We start from the raw sequence: 17,071 nt of genomic DNA on the forward strand, positions 1-17,071 counted from the left end.
TCGCCGATACTGACCGTCACGTACGGGGCATCGCGATCAGACCAGGTCGACCAGCACCTGATCGGTGGCGACGCTCTGGCCCGCCGCCGCCCGCACCGCTGCCACCGTCCCGTCGCCGGGCGCGCGAAGCACGTTCTCCATCTTCATCGCCTCGATCACGCCGAGCGCTTGCCCGGCGACGATCGCGTCGCCCGCCCGTACGTCCAGTCGCACGAGCAGCCCTGACATGGGCGCGATGATCTGCTTGCGATCTTCTTGGGCGTTCTCCTCACGGAGGTGGCGAGCATAAGCGGCGATGCGCTGCGGCAAGGCGCGGACCTCATGACGGGCGCCGCGCGTGCGGAGGATGAACCCGGTCCGCGTGCGCGCCGCCTGCACCGTCACCCATTCGTCCTCCACCAGCAGGCGGACGCTGGTGCGGCCGGGTGCATAATCGTGGGAAAGCGCCATCGCTTCGCCGTCGACCGTCAGTGCGCCGCCGCCATGCGTGACGGCGAAATCCCTCCCATCGATCCGCACCGACCATTGCTTTTCGATCGGCCCGCGTGCCCGCGCCGTGGCCATCAGAACGGCCAGCGCGGCGAGCCCGCGCAGGAGCGCCGGTGATGCGGGTGCGCCGGTGAAGCCGGTGGGATATTCCTCGTCAATGAAGCCGGTGGCCAGATCGCCGCTGCGGAAGCGGGGATGCTGCATCAGCGCGGAGAGGAAGTCGGTATTGGTCGCCGGACCATCCATGACAAAGGCGTCGAGCGCGTCGCGCTGCGCGTCGATGGCCTCATTCCGCTCTGGCGCCCAGGTGATCAGCTTGGCGATCATCGGATCGTAGAAGCGGCTGATCGTATCGCCCTCCTCCACCCCGTCATCGACACGGACGCGGCGCGGCATACCGCTGTTGGCGGGGTCGACGGCGCGCTCGGGCGGGCGATAGCGCGCCAACCGGCCCGTGCTGGGGAGGAACCCGCGATAGGGATCCTCCGCATAAACCCGCGTTTCCACCGCCCAACCGTTCAGGCGAACGTCCGCCTGGGTAAAGCCAAGCCGTTCGCCGGCCGCCACGCGGATCATCTGCTCGACGAGATCCAGTCCGGTTACCGCCTCCGTCACCGGGTGCTCCACCTGAAGGCGGGTGTTCATTTCGAGAAAGTAGAAGCTTTGGCCGCTCGGATCCGCGCCCGAGACGATCAGTTCCACCGTGCCCGCGCTGTGATAGCCGACCGCCCGGGCGAGCGAAATCGCCTGCTCGCCCATCGCCTGGCGCATCGCGGGCGTGACAAAGGGGGACGGCGCTTCCTCCACCACCTTCTGGTGGCGACGCTGAATCGAGCATTCGCGTTCGCCGAGATGAAGAATAGTGCCGTGCTGATCGCCGAGCAGCTGGATCTCGATATGGCGCGGCCGTTCGATGAACTTTTCCAGGAGCACGCGATCATCGCCGAAGCTCGCCAGCGCCTCGCGGCGAACGGCGTCAAAGCCGTCACGGACGTCGGCTTCGTGCCAGGCGACGCGCATGCCCTTCCCGCCGCCGCCGGCGGAAGCCTTCATCATCACGGGATAGCCGATCGCCGCGGCGGCCCCCAGCGCTTCCGCGACATCCTCGATCGCACCGGGACGGCCGGGCACGACGTTCACCCCCGCCATGCGGGCGAGCTTCTTCGATTCGATCTTGTCGCCCATCGCGGCAATGGCGGAGGGCGGCGGGCCGATGAAGGTGATGCCCGCCTCGGCGCAGGCAGTGGCGAAGGACGCGCGTTCGGAGAGAAAGCCGTAGCCGGGATGGATCGCATCCGCCCCGGTGGCAAGTGCAGCGGCGAGGATGCGGTCCGAATCCAGATAGCTGTCGCTCGCGGGCGCGGGGCCGATCCGCACCGCCTCGTCCGCCATCTGGGCGTGCAGGGCACGCGCATCGGCATCGGAATAGACCGCCACCGTGCCGATGCCCATGCGGCGGGCAGTACGGATGATCCGGCACGCGATCTCACCGCGATTGGCGATCAGGATCTTGCCGAACATGCCTGCTACCCTCGCCCGCAGCGCAACCTTATTCCGCCGCCTCGCACACGCGCATCGGCTCCTCAGCGAGCATCGGCTTCAGGCCAAGCTTCGCGAACAGATTGGCGTCGGCGCTGTCGCCGCGATTGCCGGCGGTCAGCAGCTTGTCCCCGGTGAAAATCGAATTGGCGCCGGCCATGAAGCACAAAGCCTGCGTCGCCTCGCTCATCGATTCGCGTCCTGCGGACAGGCGAACCATGCTGAGCGGCATGGCAATCCGCGCGACGGCCACGGTGCGGACGAACTCGATATCGTCGATCTTGGCGAGCGGTGCGTCGGCGAGCATGTCGCCCAGCACGGTGCCCTTCACCGGCACCAGCGCATTGACCGGAACACTCTCGGGATGGCGCGGCATGGTGGCGAGCGCATGGACGAAGCCGACGCGATCCTCGCGCGTCTCGCCCATGCCGACGATGCCGCCGCAGCAGACGTTGATCCCTGCCGAGCGCACATGCTCCAGCGTTTCGAGCCGTTCGCCAAAGGAGCGCGTGGTGATGACCTCGCCATAACGCTCGGGCGAAGTATCGATGTTGTGATTGTAGTAATCGAGCCCCGCATCGGCGAGCCGCTGCGCCTGGGCCGGTGTCAGCATGCCGAGCGTCATGCACGTTTCCATGCCCATCTCGCGCACGCCCTCGATCATGGAGACGATCGCATCCATGTCGCGGTCCTTAGGATTGCGCCACGCGGCGCCCATGCAGAAACGCTGACTGCCGGCGTCGCGCGCCTCCGCGGCGCGTTGCAACACGGCGCGCACGTCCATCAGCTTGGTCGCCTTGACGCCGCTGTCGGCATGCGCCGACTGCGAGCAATAGCCGCAATCCTCCGGGCAGCCGCCGGTCTTGATCGACAGCAAGGTGCACAATTGCACCTCGCCCACAGCGTGATGCGCGCGGTGTACGCCCTGCGCGTGCCACATCAGCTCATCGAACGGCAGATCAAAGAGCGCCGCGATTTCATCACGGGTCCAATCATTGCGGGTCACCGCGTCCACATCAGATCCTTCAGTTGTTGGGTCCGCTCCCGGGTCAGCCGCGTGAAGCATTGCCCACGCACGACCCCCTGCAGTGAGCCGCCAGCGTATTGCCCGCCCTCGATCTCGCACTGCTTGTCACGGAACTGCAGCCAAGCGCGCTGGCTGGCAAGCGTTGCCGCCGCATAGCCGAACCCTCCGCCACGCGATCCGTCACGCGCATCGCGGTCCTTCATGCGGGCATAGGTCTGTTTCCATTGCGCGTTCAGCGCAGCGTCCGCGCGGCGCAGATCATCAGCCGCCTGCGCCCTCATCTGCGCCTGAGTCTGGGCGCCCGCCGACTGGCTTGGCGCCAGAACCGCCAGGCAAAGGGCGGGGATATAAAGCTTGCTCATCGTGCCTCCATGATCCGTCCCGGCACCAACGCACCGGGACGGGATGGATGGTCAACGGCCCTTGAACACAGGCTTGCGCTTCTGAAGGAAGCTGAGGCCGCCTTCGCGAGAATCATCGGAGCCGCCGGCGAGGCGCTGCCCTTCTGCCTCTGCACGCAGCACCGCGTCGAAGCTGCCGTCGAGCGCCGTCATGATGTTGCGGCGCATGGCCGATAGCGCGATGGTCGGGCCAGCGGCGAGGCGAGTGGCGAGCGCGAGCGCTTCTTCCATCAGCTTGTCGTCATCGACGGCCTTGTAGATGAGGCCCCATTCCTGCGCCTGCTCGGCACCGATCCGCTCGCCCAGCATCATCATCTGCGTGGCGCGCGCCTTGCCGATCGCCTTGGCGAGCAGCCAGGTGGAGCCGCCGTCCGGGACGAGGCCGATATTTACGAACGCCTGGAGGAAATAGGCGCTCTTGCCGGCGAACACGAAATCGCCCGACAGGCCCATGGAGCAGCCGACGCCAGCCGCGGGGCCGTTGACCGCCGTTACCACCGGCACCGAGAGGTGCATGATCTGGCTCATGAGCGGGTTGTAGAAGTTCATCAGCGCGCGGTGGCTGGTATCCCCGCCCTTGACGGGCGAATCCCCGCCGCCGCGTGCCTGGAGATCGGCGCCCGAGCAGAAGGCGCGTCCGGCGCCGGTGAGCAGCACGGCGCGCGCACCCTGAAGATCGTAGAGCGCCACCGTCAGGTCTTCGGCCAGCTGGATCGACGCTGCATTCAGCCGCTCGGGGCGGTTCAGCGTGATGACCAGGACGTCGCCCTTCATTTCGGTCAGGATTGTTTCGTAATCAGCCATTTCGGTCTCTCTCCCTCATATGTCCCGCTCCGTTCGGAGACGGGATTGGCAGCAAGCTGCCGGATCCTTGCGCATGCGGCGCTATGCGGCGCAGCGCCTCGGCGATCGTGCGCCGCGTAGCGGCTGGCGGGATCACCGCATCGACGAACCCTGCGTCCACGGCGGACGAGGGATCAGCGATACGGGCGGCATAGTCACGCTTTTTCTGATCCTCGCCCTCGTCGAACAACAGCTCGGCCGCGGCGTTGCCGGTCATCGCGGCAATCTCCGCGCCCGGCCACGCGTAGCAGGGTGAGGACGTGGTTGGCTGTGGCCCCAGAACCGTCCACGCAGTACCAAGCGCTCGCCGCGTCACGATCGTGATCCGCGGAACGGACGCACGCGCTAACGCCGCCAGCAGGTTCGCCGCATCCGCCACGATCCCGCGCGATTCTTCGGCGGCGCCCGGCAGGAAACCCGGCGAATCCAGCAAGGTGACGATCGGCACGCCGAAGCGATCGCAACGGAGCGCAAACTGTGCCGCCTTGCGCGCGGCTGCGCTGTCGATCGCGCCGCCCATGACCATCGGCTGGTTGCCGATGATCCCGATCGTGCGCCCTTCGGTGCGACCAAAGCCGCATATTACATTGGCGGCATGGCCGGGCTGGATCTCGAACAGCTCCCCCTCGTCCACGATCGCGCGGGCGAGGTCGCGCATGTCGTATGGCTCGGTGGGATCTAGCGGGACCAGCTTGTCGAGCGCCGGTTCCTCCCGATCGTAGGGATCTCCCGTTGCGATCTGGGGCGGCGGTTTGTCTGACGCGGACGGCAGCAGATCGAGCAGGTCCCGCGCGGCCAACAGCAGGTCGATCTCGTTGGCGAACACGCCGTCAGCCATCCCGGTCCGCGTGGCATGGAGCGACGGGCCGCCGAGCGCTTCGACGCTTGCGATCTCACCGGTCGCGCGCCGCAATGTTGCGGGGCCGGCCAGATAAAGCGCGCTGGCGCGATCGAGCATGAAGGTGACATCTGCCAGCGCCGGAGCAAGCGCGGCGGTGCCGACGTTATGCCCGAAGACCAGCGCCATTTGCGGCACCCGGCCTTGGGCGCGCGCCGATTGTTGCAGCATCGCTGCTTGCGCAGCGAGGCAAGACAGCCCCTCGTCAAGCGCGCTGCCGGGCGAATCATAGAGACCCACGATCGGGGCACCGAGGCTTGTGGCCCGGTCGATCAGGTGGCCGATCTTCTCGGCATGCTGACGCGTGATGGTGCCGCCGGCGTCCGTCACATCCTGGCTGAAGGCCGCGACCGGGCGACCCTGAACAAGACCGAGGCCGGTGACGACGCCATGACCCGCCGGACCGGGTTCAACGAAGCTTGCTTCATCGAACAGAATGTCGAGCCGCTCGCGCGCGGTGAGGCGACCGCATGCATGCTGCGCCGCGCTACCTTCCCGTTCCTCGACAATGGCCGCCATGGCATCCTCCTGCCGCGCCGGCTTCCTGCGCCTGTGCGCGGCGGGACGCAAATGGCAAAACAGTCAGGTGCGGCGGTGAAACGACGAGCAGAAGCGCTTGGCCGCTCACCACCCCTGCACAGCCTCCGGATCGGACAGCGCGACTAGTCGGCGCGCAGCGCGGCGCGCAAACGCGAGGGTGCATTTCTTCCTAGCGTGCGTGTTCATCGGCTCGGTACGCGCTTCGCGCACCACCGCCGCATCGTAACGGTCCGCCACAATCAGGCCGGTCCGCTCCGGCAAGAACGCTTCGCTGGCGATCGGCGTATGGTCGAACCCCGCAGGAACGGCCCAGAAGAAGCGATCGCAATGCGGCAGGTAATCCTGCCACTTGTTGTCGCCCACCAGATCGGCACGGGAGACCTTGATCTCGACGATGGTGATCTGCCCGCGCGCATCAAGCGCCATCAGATCGACCCGCCGGCCACCGTCCAGCGGCACTTCCTGCATCGCGATCAGCTCATGACGCAGCAATAGGCGGGTGACGCCGCGGGCGACATCCGCAGCGCACAGCGGCGAGGATGGATCATCAACGCAAGAAGCGGGCGTGGTCAGCACGCCCGCTTCATAGAACAATTGGGGAACGATGAAAAGGTGGCGCCGCGCTGCCAAGCACGCGCGCGCCGCCTGCCGTCAACGCCAGAAGATGTGGTTACCGATCGTGGCCACCTTGGTCAGCCCCGAGCCGGGCGCGCGACCACGATTGAAATACAGGGCACGGTCAGCTTCGCTGTCCCACGCGTCTGCCAGCGCGACCTTCGCCACGGCGACGGCCGTGCGATAGTAGCGGCTGTCCTCGTTGATCTGAGGAATGCGACCGCCGCGGACGAAGCCGAACTGGCCGCGCTGCGTCACCACTTCACAGATGTCGGCCGGGAAACGGCCCGACTTGGAGCGATTGATGATCACATCGGCCACCGCAAGCTGGCCGGACAGCGGCTCGCCCTTGGATTCGTAGAAGATCGCGCCGGCGAGGCACTGGATCGCCTCGTCATCGCCATCATGCGTCGACTGCGCGGCGACAGCGGCCGCAAGTGTCGGATATGCAACCGAATCGCCAATCGCGAGTTCATCGCTATCGAAGCCAGTCGGCTGTGAAACTGTTGTCGGTGTCACCGAAGACACCGCTGGGCTGGACTGAGGGAGCATTTGCTCAACCCCGGCAGCCAGGCCGGCCGTGCTCTGCGCACTAAGGCCGAGGAAAGAGATCGTCATGGCTACGGCGGCCGCAGCCCGCGAGAAAAAGGTCATCGTCCACTATCAAGGGCGGTGGGTACGCGGACACGATCCGGCGTTCAAAAAATGAACAGCGATCGGCCGGGATCCCCCCCGACTGCGTCACCATTGCGGATCGCACCCGCCGCGGCACAACGCGAAACTTCGATGAACAGGGCATCGCCATACCCCACTCATTTCGTCAATTATGGCAGGATCGTTTCAGCGGCGAACCGTTGGGAGTCCGCGATATCCAGAGCCACGACCCATAAATCGGGGTCATTCCGACGACGGCGTTGCCAGTAATCATCGAGCGATTCGCCACTGCCGGCCTTCGGCCCGCTTGGCACCAAGGTATCCTGGCCGTCCGCGCCGATGCCGCGTTCCACGAGGCGGTCTTCGCGCTCCAGAATCACCAGGATCGCGCCGGCGTCCGCGTCACCACGCGCGCGGATCACCGCAATCCCGCCGCCGTCGTTGACCCGCCGCAGCAATGCCGAGACGATGAGGTGCGTGGGCAGTCGCCCGTTCACGCGAACCGATAACCCGGCAGTGACGCGAGCGCGATGCGGCTGCGCATGAACGTGCCGGTGCCGCGCGCCACCTCTTCGCCGCGCCGGGTGATCAGACGGGCATCGCCGACGAACACGCGCCGCTGGCCGCTGATCCAGCGTCCCTCCGCAATCACCGGCCCAGCAGAGAGCGGGCGGGTGAGGAGCAGATTGAACTGTGTGGTCAGCAGGAAGCGATCGGTGATGAGGCTGTTGCAGGCATAGAACGCCGCATCGTCCAGCATCTTGAAATAGGAGGTGCCGTGCGCGGCGCCCGCTGCGTGGAAATGCGCGGGCACGATCTCGAAGCTGATCCGTGCCACGCCCGGCTCCGGGATCTCCAGCGTGGATGCGAACAGCTGGTTGATCGGCGCGGCGGCATACAGCGATTCCAGCGCGCGATGGTGGGCGTCGGCGCCTTCAGGCCGCGTCACGCGCATTCCCCGTGTCGTCCGATGTGAGCAGCGCATAGATCGCATCGCGCGAGCCAGCGCCGCGCAGCTTGGCGACAAACCCGCGATCGCGCAGCCGGTTCGACACGCGCGCCAGCGCCTTTAAATGATCGGCGCCGGCGCCCACAGGCGACAGGATCGCCACCACCAGATCGACGGGCATGTCGTCGACCGCCTGAAACTCGACCGGCTGCGCGAGGCGCGCGATCATGATCACGATGCGCGGCAGCCCCTCGATGCGTGCATGCGGCAAGGCGACGCCGCCGCCAAAGCCGGTCGAGCCCAGCTTCTCGCGGTCGGCGAGCGCCCCCGCGACCTTCCCCGCGTCGAGCGCCAGCGTGGCGACGGCCAGCGCGCCCAGCTGCTGGAACAACATCTTCTTGTTGCTTGCCGACACCCCGACCGCAATCAGATCGGGGTGCAGCAGATCGCTCAAATCACTAGGCATGACGTACCGGCGTTTACCCCGCGCGCTGCGGTTCGACCCAACCGATCGTCCCGTCGCCGCGGCGATAGACCATGTTGTACGCGCCCGTCCCGCTATTCTTGAACAACAGCGCCGACGTGTTGCGCAGATCGAGCATCATCACCGCATCCGACACCGTTGCATCGGGCACATCGACGCGAGTTTCGGCGATGATCAGCGGCGCGTCGGGCTCTTCCTCCTCGTTGATGCGCTCGGCGAACAGGGTGTAACCGGCGTTGTCGAAATTGTCGTAGGCGACGCTTTCCGCCAGCGCCTGCACTTCGCCCGCGTTGCGATCCTTCAGGCGGCGCATGTAGCGGCGCAGCTGCTTTTCGATCTTCTCCGCCGCACCATCAAAGGCGAGATGCGCGTCATGGGCATCATGGCGCCCCTTCAGAACCAATCCCTGCATCACGTGAACGACGATGTCGCAGCCGAAACCCGCGTCGTGCGGCCCCTTGCCGAACGTTACCTGCGCCGAGATCGCGCGACTGAAATACTTGTCTGCGATGCCCTGCAGTCGGGTGTCGACATGATCCTTCAGCGCGTCGCCCGTTTCGACCTGGTGACCAGAGATGCGGATATCCATCGACCTATTCTCCATTGGCTGGTCCGGCGTGATGTGCCGGAGCATTGGGCGTCAACCGGACGCCTCGGCCCCCCAAAGCGGATTCTTTACCCTCGTCATGAACGCGGCATGCGCACTAAGTTCCTCAGCAGTCGGGGCGAAATGACGCGGCGGGCGGGCAACGCGCGGTGCCGCCGCCTCCAGGTTCACCTCTTCCACGACGAGATCGCTGACCAGCGACAGGCCGATCTGGCGGCCGCCGCGCAGCTCGACATAGACCTGCGCCAGCAATTGCGCGTCGAGCAAGGCGCCGTGCAGCACGCGATGCGAGCGATCGATCCCGTAGCGTGAGCACAAGGCGTCCAGCGTGAGCTTCGCGCCGGGATGCCGCTGCTTGGCGATCGCCAGCGTATCGATCATGCGGCTCATGCAGATCACGTCGCGGCCGCAGCGGCCAAGCTCGCCGTTCAGGAAGCCGAAGTCGAAGGAGGCGTTGTGCGCAATCAGCGGTGCGTCACCGATAAAGGCGATCAGTTCCTCCGCAACGGCGTGGAACAGGGGCTTGTCGGCGAGGAAGGCATCGGAGAGGCCATGAACCGCGAGTGCGCCCGGCGGCATTGCGCGCTCCGGGTGGAAATAAGCGTGAAAGGTGCGGCCGGTCTCGACCCGGTTGACCAGCTCGACGCAGCCGATCTCGACCATGCGATCCTCGCCAAAGGTGAAGCCGGTGGTCTCGGTGTCGAAAACGATCTCGCGCATCGGGAAGTTTATCGGCCTTCCGCGCCCTGGAGGCAAGCGATCACCCGGCGGACATGGGCGCGGGTTTCCTCCAGCGGCACGTCCGTCGGGATGACGAAATCGGCGTGCGCGCGCTTCTCTTCATCGGGCACTTGGCGGGCGAGGATCGCATCGAACTTGCCCTCGCTCATGCCCGGGCGCTGAAGCGTGCGGGCGCGCTGCACATCGGGGGCGGCGGAGACCACCGCCACCTTGTCCATCGCACGCTGACCGCCGGTTTCGAACAACAAGGGCACATCGAAGACGACAACAGGCGCGACGGCATGTTTGGTCAGAAAGGCGGCGCGTTCTTCGCCAACGGCGGGGTGGACGATCGCCTCCAGCGCCTTCATCGCGGCATCATCGCCGAGCACCGCTTCGGCCAGCGCGGTGCGGTTCACTCCCCCCTCCCCGGTCGTGCCGGGAAAGCGCGCTTCGATCGCCGCCACCACGCGGCCCGCCGGGCCTTGCAGCTTGTGCACCTCGGCATCGGCATCGAAGACAGGGATGCCTTCATCGGCGAACATCTTGGCGACGGTCGATTTGCCCATGCCGATCGATCCGGTGAGCCCGAGCTTGATCATCGTTCTGTCCCCTCCCTTTCTTCAGGCAAGCAGGCGCTCGCGCAGCTCACCATCGTAGTCGCGCGGGGCGGGTTGGCCGAAGAACAGCTCGAATGCCGCCGCTGCCTGGCCGACGAGCATTTCCAGCCCATCAATCGTTTCAAGCCCGCGCGCCTCGGCCGCATCGAGCAGGGGCGTGTGGAGCGGTGCATAGACGATGTCGTACACCACTGCTTCCGGCGGCAGGGGCAAGAGATCGAGGTCGAGCGGCGGCTGGCCTTCCATGCCGAGCGCGCTGGTGTTCACCAGTAGCCTTGCCTCGGGGAGGCGGGCGTCGAGCGGCAGCGCGTCGCCCTTCAGCCCGAAGCGGCTGAGCAGCGCCGCACCTTTCAGCGGCGAGCGGTTAAGGATCGTCACCTTGCCGACGTTCATGCGCGCCAGCGCAAAGAGCACCGCCCGCGCCGCGCCGCCGGCGCCGACGATCGCCACGGGCGCACCGGTGAGATCGAGATCGGCGATCGGGCCATAGAAGCCGGCCGCATCGGTGTTGGTGCCCAGCAGGCTGCCGTCTTCCTGACGAACAACGGTGTTCATCGCGCCGATACTGTCGCGCACGCCGCCGGGATCAGCGACGAGATCGAGCATCGCGACCTTGTGCGGGATGGTGACGTTGCACCCGCGCCAATTCGGATCGGCACGGCGCTGTTCGATGAACGCCGGCAAGTCGTCCGGTGTGACGTGCGTGGCGCGATAATCCGCATCGATCCCGAGCTTTTCCAGCCAGAAACGATGGATCAGCGGCGATTTGGAATGGCTGATCGGATCGCCGATCACCTCAGCATAGGGGCGGTCGGTTGCAGAAACCGCACGCGAATGTTGAGAAAGTTGAGACACTGGCGCTTCTTTTTCCATCATGCGCCCAGCACCTGCCGCTCGCGCAAATAGCCGAGCAGCGGCAGCAGCGGCATGCCGAGCACGGTGAACTGGCTACCCTCCACGCGGCTGAACAATTGCACGCCCGGCCCCTCGATCCTGTAGCAGCCGACGCATCCTGATATCGCCGGCCATTCGGCATCAAGATAGGCCTCGATGAAGCCGTAGGACAGCGGGCGCACGAACATGCGTGCCTTGTCGACGTGGCGCCAGACGGGGCGGCCGCCCTCGGCGATGACCGCCGCGCTGACGAGATCGTGCCGCTTGCCCGACATCATCGCGAGATGTTCGGCCGCCTGAGCACGATCGCGCGGCTTGGAGAGGATCGTGCCATCGTCGAGCACGGCGAGACTGTCCGATCCGAGCACCAGCGCCTGCGGATTGCGCTGCGACACCTTGAGCGCCTTCAGCTCGGCCAGCGCATCGGCGAGATCGCGCGGCGGGATCGCGCCGAGCGCTGCCTTGGCGGCATCCTCGTCCACCATCGCGGGCTGCGCCTCGAAGGGGACGCCGGCGGCGTCGAGCATCGCGCGGCGCGAGGCGGATTGCGAGGCGAGGACAAGTTTCAACGGTTCGCTCACGGTTCGATCATTCCCGGCCTGTCACCACGCTGATTGAAGAGGGAGATGATCGCCGCGGCGGTTTCCTCGATCGACCGCCGCGTCACGTCGATCACCGGCCAGCCATTGTCGGAGAACATGCGTCGGGCATAGGCGAGCTCGCGGGTGACGGCTTCCTGATCGACATAGGACGTCTCGGGCGCCTGGTTGAGCGACAGCAAGCGATTGCGCCGCACCTGGATCAAGCGATCGGGGCTGGTGGTGAGCCCGACGATCAAGGGCTTGCTGAGCGTGTAGAGCGTTTCGGGCGGCGGGCTTTCCACCACGATCGGGATGTTCGCCACCTTGAAGCCGCGATTGGCGAGATAGATCGACGTCGGCGTCTTGGAAGAACGGGACACGCCGGCGAGGACGATATCCGCCTCCTCCCATTCCTCCCACAGCACGCCATCGTCATGCGCGATGGTGAACTGGATCGCATCGACGCGCGCGAAATAGGCGGCGTCGAGCACGTGCTGGCGCCCCGGCTTGTTCTTCGCGGTTTGGCCGAGCAGCGCGGAAAGCGCATCGTTCACCGGATCGAGCGGCGCGACCATCGGCAGGCCGAGCGAGTGGCAGCGCTGCTCCAAGGCGTCGCGGGTGGCCGCATTCACCAAGGTGTAAATCACCAGACCCGGATTTTGGGCGATTTCCTGCAGGATGCGATCGAGGTGCGCTTCCGTGCGCACCATGGGCCAGAAATGCCGCACCGTTTCGACATTGTCATATTGCGCGAGCGCGGCCTTGGCGATGTTCTCCAGCGTCTCGCCGGTGGAATCCGACAGGAGGTGCAGGTGCAGCTTCACCGTCATGGGCATGAACCTGTGGATAACATGGGGACAGGCGCTAGCGTAACCTGCCCCGAGGGCCAAGCGGCAGTGCGCGCCGTGGAAAACCGATGAGTCATCCACAATTAAATCCACGGGAGGCGATTTTATCCACAGCCTGTGTGAATCGTGAACGGTTGAATCGAATCCGCGGGAGTCTGCGGCGCTGCGGGCGTCAAGCTGTTGGCAATCGGGGGACGAACGCATAAGCCCCGCAACCAACGCGCCTACATCTACACACAACCATTCAGACTCTTTCTTTTGAGAAGAAGCATGGACGCCCGAACCGATTCAAAACCTCTGCTGGGCGTGTTGAAAGGGCGGAAGCACGCGCGGCCACCGATGTGGTTCATGCGGCAGGCCGGGCGATACCTGCCCGAATATCGCGCGCTCCGGGCAGAGAAGGGCGGCTTCCTCGCGCTTGCGACCGATCCGGAAGCCGCAACGGAAGTGACGATCCAGCCGATCCGCCGCTTCGGCTTCGACGGCGCGATCCTGTTTTCCGACATCCTGATGGTTCCCTGGGCGCTGGGGCAGGACCTGACATTTGGCGCGGGCGAGGGGCCGCGGCTGACCCCGCGCCTGCTTGATGCGGCGCTGGGCTCGTTGCAGCCGGCCATGACCCGGCTCGATCCGGTCTATGCCACCGTTCGGCGCGTCGCCGCTGCACTGCCGAGCGAAACGACGTTCCTCGGGTTCGCCGGATCGCCCTGGACGGTTGCGACCTATATGGTGGCGGGGCAGGGATCGAAGGATCAGGCCGAGACGCGCGGGCTTGCCTATCGCGATCCGGCTGCGTTTGGCGCGATCATCGATGCCATCGTGGCGCTGACCGTGGAGTATCTGTCCGGCCAGATCGAGGCCGGGGTCGAGGCGGTGCAATTGTTCGACAGCTGGGCCGGGACGCTATCCCCGGCGCAGTTCGAACGCTGGGTCATCGCGCCCAATGCGGCGATCGTGGCGGCGCTGAAGGCGCGGCACCCCGAGGTTCCGGTGATCGGCTTTCCCAAGGGGGCAGGCGGCAAGCTGCCGGCCTATGCCCGTGAGACCGGCGTGGATGCGCTGGGGCTGGACGAGACGGTTGATCCGGTCTGGGCGGATTCGGTGCTGCCGGAGGGGCTGCCGGTGCAGGGCAATCTCGATCCGCTGGCGCTGATCGCCGGCGGCGCGGCGCTGGACGGCGCGATCGACCGGATCCTGGCGGCGTTCGGCGAGCGGCCGCATGTCTTCAATCTTGGTCACGGCATCGACCAGCACACGCCCATCGCGCATGTCGAACAGGCGATCGCGCGGGTGCGATCGGGCGCGGCGAACGCAGCAGGAGGGCAGGGCTGATGGGCGCGGGATTCCTCGGCGCGGCCTATCTGTGGGTAAAGGCCGCGCACGTCATCTTCGTTATCTTTTGGATGGCGGGCATGTTCATCTTCCCGCGCTATCTCGTGCACCATCAGGAAGGGCTGGGCGACCCCGCCGAGGAAGCGCGCTGGACGACGCGCGAGGCCAAGCTGCGGCGGATCATCCTGACCCCTGCGATGATCGCCGTGTGGGTGATCGGGCTGGCGCTGGCAGTGAATATCGGGCTGCTCGAAGGCATCCAGGGGCTGGCATGGCTGCATGCCAAGCTGCTGGTCGTGTTCCTCCTCTCGGGTTATCACGGCTGGGCCGTGGGCTATTCCAAGAAGCTGGCGAAGGGGCAGGCGGGGCTGAGCAACCGCGGGCTCAGGATGATGAACGAGGTGCCCGCGCTGGCGGTGACGATCATCGTGATCCTGGCGGTGGTGAAGCCGTTCTGAGGCGCGTCTTTCCGTTGCGGTGAGGCACTTGGTCCTGCCGGGCTTGCTTCGGCATCCGGAGTGCCGCGCATTACAAACGTGCGCGCTCGCGAAATCCTGAACCCCTGCACGAGGCCGGGGTGACTGACGTGGTGGGGCTCAGGCTATCCCCCACTTGGGGCCGAGTCCGCTTGACTAACCCCCGGCCCACTCCTACGTCCCCTATTCGGTGAGGCCTCTCCGGCCCGCTGCCTCCTTCAGTCTCGTTGCTGCGCGATATCATCCGCCGACCGGGCTTTCTCCCCCAACCGATTTCAATCGGACACACGATATGCATCTCAAGGACCTCAAGAAGAAAGCGCCGGCCGAACTGGTCCAGCTGGCCGAGGAGCTCGGCGTCGAGGGCGCCTCGACGCTCCGCAAGCAGGACCTGATGTTCGCGATCCTCAAGGTTCAGGCCGAGGAAGGCGAGCAGATCATGGGCGAGGGCACCATTGAGGTGCTGCCCGACGGATTCGGCTTCCTGCGCTCGCCCGAAGCGAATTACCTTGCCGGCCCCGACGACATCTACGTCTCACCCAACCAGGTCCGCAAGCACGGGCTGCGCACCGGTGACACGGTCGAAGGCGAGATCCGCGGGCCGAAGGACGGCGAACGCTATTTCGCACTTACCAAGCTGGTGCGCGTCAATTTCGACGATCCCGACGCGGTGCGCCACCGCGTGAACTTCGACAACCTCACGCCGCTCTACCCGGAAGAGCGGCTGAAGATGGAAATCGAGGATCCGACGATCAAGGACAAGACGGGCCGCGTGCTCGATCTCGTCTCGCCGATCGGCAAGGGCCAGCGCTGCCTGATCGTCGCGCCGCCGCGCGTCGGCAAGACGGTGATGATGCAGAACATCGCGCGCGCGATTTCGCTCAACCACCCCGAAGTGTTCCTGATCGTGCTGCTGATCGACGAGCGGCCCGAGGAAGTCACCGACATGCAGCGCACGGTGAACGGCGAGGTCGTCTCCTCGACCTTCGACGAGCCGGCGACGCGCCACGTTGCGGTGGCCGAAATGGTGATCGAGAAGGCCAAGCGCCTTGTCGAGCACAAGAAGGACGTCGTGATCCTGCTCGACAACATCACGCGCCTCGGCCGCGCCTACAACACGGTGGTGCCGAGCTCGGGCAAGGTGCTGACCGGCGGTGTCGACGCCAACGCGCTGCAGCGGCCGAAGCGCTTCTTCGGTGCGGCGCGCAACATCGAGGAAGGCGGATCCCTGACGATCATCTCGACCTCGCTGATCGATACCGGCAGCCGCATGGACGAAGTGATCTTCGAAGAGTTCAAGGGCACCGGCAACGCCGAAATCGTGCTCGACCGCAAGGTATCGGACAAGCGCATCTTCCCGGCGATCGACGTGTCGAAGAGCGGGACGCGCAAGGAAGAGCTGCTGGTTGAGAAGGACAAGCTGTCCAAGATGTGGGTGCTGCGCCGCATCCTCATGCAGATGGGCACGGTCGATGCGATGGAATTCCTGCTCGGCAAGATGAAGGATTCCAAGACCAACGAGGATTTCTTCGCCAGCATGAATCAATAGCCGTGTGCGGCCTGCGCCATGCTGGCGCAGGACTCGCACCGGCTCGGCCGACGGGTGCGCCAGCAACCCGGTCGACGGCGCGGCTTTGCCGCGCCGTTCTCATATTTAGCTCCCGAAAAGCTAACACCGGGCGAGCGCCGCGCTCTCCTACCCCGACGCTGAGCCGCGCTCTTTGCGTTTGGCGGGAAACCGGGTTGCGGCTACATCGTTTCTCCACAATTTTCGCGGAGCTTTATCTTGATCCTGACCCTGCTTGCCCAAGCTGCTGCTGCCATTCAGGGGCCGGGATCGCTGGCTGATATCTGGCAGCATATCGTCGCCGATTTCTCCAACCTGTCCGATCCCGCCGCGCTTGCTGCGTTCGGCCAGGTGCTGATGATCGACCTGGTGCTGGCTGGCGACAATGCGGTGGTGGTCGGCGCGCTTGCCGCTGGCCTGCCGGCCGAACAGCGCAAGAAGGTGATCCTGATCGGCATCATCGCCGCCTTGGTGCTGCGCATCTTCTTTGCGCTGATCGTCACCTGGTTGATGGGCGTCGTGGGCCTGATCTTTGCCGGCGGCTTGCTGCTGTTGTGGGTCAGCTGGAAGTTCTGGCGCGAATTGCGCGCGGATTCGCATGGGAATAGCGGGTCGCAGGAGATCGAGGGCGACGAGCGGTCCGGTCTTGCGCCCGCGCGCTCCTTTGCTGGCGCGGCCTGGGCCGTCGCCGTCGCCGACGTATCGATGAGCCTCGACAACGTGCTGGCGGTGGCCGGCGCGGCACGCGAGCATCCCGGCATCATGGTCGTCGGCCTGATCCTGTCGGTGGCGCTGATGGGCCTCGCGGCAAACCTGATCGCACGCGTGATCGGCCGGTATCGCTGGATCGCGTATGTCGGCCTTGCTGTGATCGTCTTTGTTGCCGGCAAAATGATCTACGAAGGCTGGATCGGAACCGGTGAGACGATTGGCCTGAGCACCCTGTTCTGATCCGGGTTCTGACCGGCGTTCGGGACAAGAGAGGGC

At 65.7% G+C, this 17,071-nt stretch carries 20 protein-coding genes; 4 read left to right on the forward strand and 16 right to left on the reverse strand.

Going from position 1 to position 17,071, the window contains the following annotated elements:
- Positions 1–36: 36 nt before the first annotated feature.
- The 16 genes from SPMU_RS13010 to SPMU_RS13085 all read right to left on the reverse strand — a co-directional run bounded on the left by SPMU_RS13010 (position 37) and on the right by SPMU_RS13085 (position 12,691).
- The gene (locus SPMU_RS13010) at positions 37–2,010 is read right to left on the reverse strand and encodes an acetyl-CoA carboxylase biotin carboxylase subunit (RefSeq protein ID WP_088334334.1); all 1,974 of its coding nucleotides are present in this window, start codon (positions 2,008–2,010) and stop codon (positions 37–39) included.
- A 28-nt stretch (positions 2,011–2,038) separates the two neighbouring features.
- Positions 2,039–3,094 (reverse strand): biotin synthase BioB, encoded by a 1,056-nt coding sequence (bioB, locus tag SPMU_RS13015; RefSeq protein WP_088334335.1) that lies wholly within the window; start codon positions 3,092–3,094, stop codon positions 2,039–2,041.
- Positions 3,031–3,417 (reverse strand): lysozyme inhibitor LprI family protein, encoded by a 387-nt coding sequence (locus SPMU_RS13020; RefSeq protein WP_088334336.1) that lies wholly within the window; start codon positions 3,415–3,417, stop codon positions 3,031–3,033. The genes bioB and SPMU_RS13020 overlap by 64 nt, the downstream gene beginning before the upstream one ends.
- A 51-nt stretch (positions 3,418–3,468) precedes the next feature.
- Positions 3,469–4,260 carry an enoyl-CoA hydratase-related protein gene (locus SPMU_RS13025; protein WP_088334337.1) on the reverse strand — a complete coding sequence of 264 codons (792 nt, stop codon included), beginning with the start codon at positions 4,258–4,260 and terminating at the stop codon, positions 3,469–3,471.
- Positions 4,253–5,716 (reverse strand): carboxyl transferase domain-containing protein, encoded by a 1,464-nt coding sequence (locus tag SPMU_RS13030; RefSeq protein ID WP_088334338.1) that lies wholly within the window; start codon positions 5,714–5,716, stop codon positions 4,253–4,255. The genes SPMU_RS13025 and SPMU_RS13030 overlap by 8 nt, the downstream gene beginning before the upstream one ends.
- Before the next feature lie 105 nt (positions 5,717–5,821).
- Positions 5,822–6,313, reverse strand: a complete 492-nt coding sequence (locus tag SPMU_RS13035; protein ID WP_088334417.1) for an MmcB family DNA repair protein — start codon at positions 6,311–6,313, stop codon at positions 5,822–5,824.
- Between the two features lie 75 nt (positions 6,314–6,388).
- Positions 6,389–6,871, reverse strand: coding sequence for a cell wall hydrolase (locus SPMU_RS13040; RefSeq protein WP_245833283.1), 483 nt, complete (start codon positions 6,869–6,871; stop codon positions 6,389–6,391).
- Positions 6,872–7,176: 305 nt separating this feature from the next.
- Entirely contained in the window at positions 7,177–7,503 is a 327-nt protein-coding gene (locus tag SPMU_RS13045) for a DUF1491 family protein (RefSeq protein ID WP_088334340.1), read from the reverse strand.
- Positions 7,500–7,955, reverse strand: a complete 456-nt coding sequence (locus SPMU_RS13050) for a PaaI family thioesterase (RefSeq protein ID WP_245833286.1) — start codon at positions 7,953–7,955, stop codon at positions 7,500–7,502. The genes SPMU_RS13045 and SPMU_RS13050 overlap by 4 nt, the downstream gene beginning before the upstream one ends.
- Positions 7,942–8,421, reverse strand: a complete 480-nt coding sequence (locus SPMU_RS13055; RefSeq protein ID WP_088334342.1) for a PTS sugar transporter subunit IIA — start codon at positions 8,419–8,421, stop codon at positions 7,942–7,944. The genes SPMU_RS13050 and SPMU_RS13055 overlap by 14 nt, the downstream gene beginning before the upstream one ends.
- A 13-nt stretch (positions 8,422–8,434) precedes the next feature.
- Positions 8,435–9,028 carry a ribosome hibernation-promoting factor, HPF/YfiA family gene (hpf, locus tag SPMU_RS13060; RefSeq protein WP_088334343.1) on the reverse strand — a complete coding sequence of 198 codons (594 nt, stop codon included), beginning with the start codon at positions 9,026–9,028 and terminating at the stop codon, positions 8,435–8,437.
- A gap of 51 nt (positions 9,029–9,079) precedes the next feature.
- Positions 9,080–9,766, reverse strand: coding sequence for a DNA polymerase III subunit epsilon (gene dnaQ / locus SPMU_RS13065; RefSeq protein WP_088334344.1), 687 nt, complete (start codon positions 9,764–9,766; stop codon positions 9,080–9,082).
- Between the two features lie 8 nt (positions 9,767–9,774).
- The gene (coaE, locus tag SPMU_RS13070) at positions 9,775–10,368 is read right to left on the reverse strand and encodes a dephospho-CoA kinase (RefSeq protein ID WP_088334345.1); all 594 of its coding nucleotides are present in this window, start codon (positions 10,366–10,368) and stop codon (positions 9,775–9,777) included.
- Between the two features lie 21 nt (positions 10,369–10,389).
- Positions 10,390–11,241, reverse strand: coding sequence for a shikimate dehydrogenase (gene aroE / locus SPMU_RS13075; RefSeq protein WP_245833289.1), 852 nt, complete (start codon positions 11,239–11,241; stop codon positions 10,390–10,392).
- Between the two features lie 17 nt (positions 11,242–11,258).
- Entirely contained in the window at positions 11,259–11,849 is a 591-nt protein-coding gene (locus tag SPMU_RS13080) for a Maf family protein (protein WP_088334418.1), read from the reverse strand.
- A gap of 8 nt (positions 11,850–11,857) precedes the next feature.
- Complete coding sequence (locus tag SPMU_RS13085) at positions 11,858–12,691, reverse strand: pyruvate, water dikinase regulatory protein (RefSeq protein WP_088334347.1); 834 nt, start codon at positions 12,689–12,691, stop codon at positions 11,858–11,860.
- Between the two features lie 288 nt (positions 12,692–12,979).
- Between SPMU_RS13085 and hemE the strand changes: the two genes are divergently transcribed.
- From hemE to SPMU_RS13105, 4 genes are all read left to right on the forward strand, one after another.
- Positions 12,980–14,041 carry a uroporphyrinogen decarboxylase gene (gene hemE / locus SPMU_RS13090; protein WP_088334348.1) on the forward strand — a complete coding sequence of 354 codons (1,062 nt, stop codon included), beginning with the start codon at positions 12,980–12,982 and terminating at the stop codon, positions 14,039–14,041.
- Positions 14,041–14,499, forward strand: coding sequence for a CopD family protein (locus tag SPMU_RS13095; protein ID WP_088334349.1), 459 nt, complete (start codon positions 14,041–14,043; stop codon positions 14,497–14,499). Before hemE ends, SPMU_RS13095 begins: the two co-directional genes overlap by 1 nt.
- A 310-nt stretch (positions 14,500–14,809) precedes the next feature.
- Positions 14,810–16,066, forward strand: a complete 1,257-nt coding sequence (gene rho / locus SPMU_RS13100; RefSeq protein ID WP_088334350.1) for a transcription termination factor Rho — start codon at positions 14,810–14,812, stop codon at positions 16,064–16,066.
- 234 nt (positions 16,067–16,300) lie between these two features.
- Positions 16,301–17,035 carry a TerC family protein gene (locus tag SPMU_RS13105; RefSeq protein ID WP_425442189.1) on the forward strand — a complete coding sequence of 245 codons (735 nt, stop codon included), beginning with the start codon at positions 16,301–16,303 and terminating at the stop codon, positions 17,033–17,035.
- The last annotated feature ends 36 nt before the right edge of the window (positions 17,036–17,071 follow it).

The sequence above is a fragment of the Sphingomonas mucosissima genome (assembly GCF_002197665.1).
In the GTDB taxonomy this organism is placed as follows: domain Bacteria; phylum Pseudomonadota; class Alphaproteobacteria; order Sphingomonadales; family Sphingomonadaceae; genus Sphingomonas; species Sphingomonas mucosissima.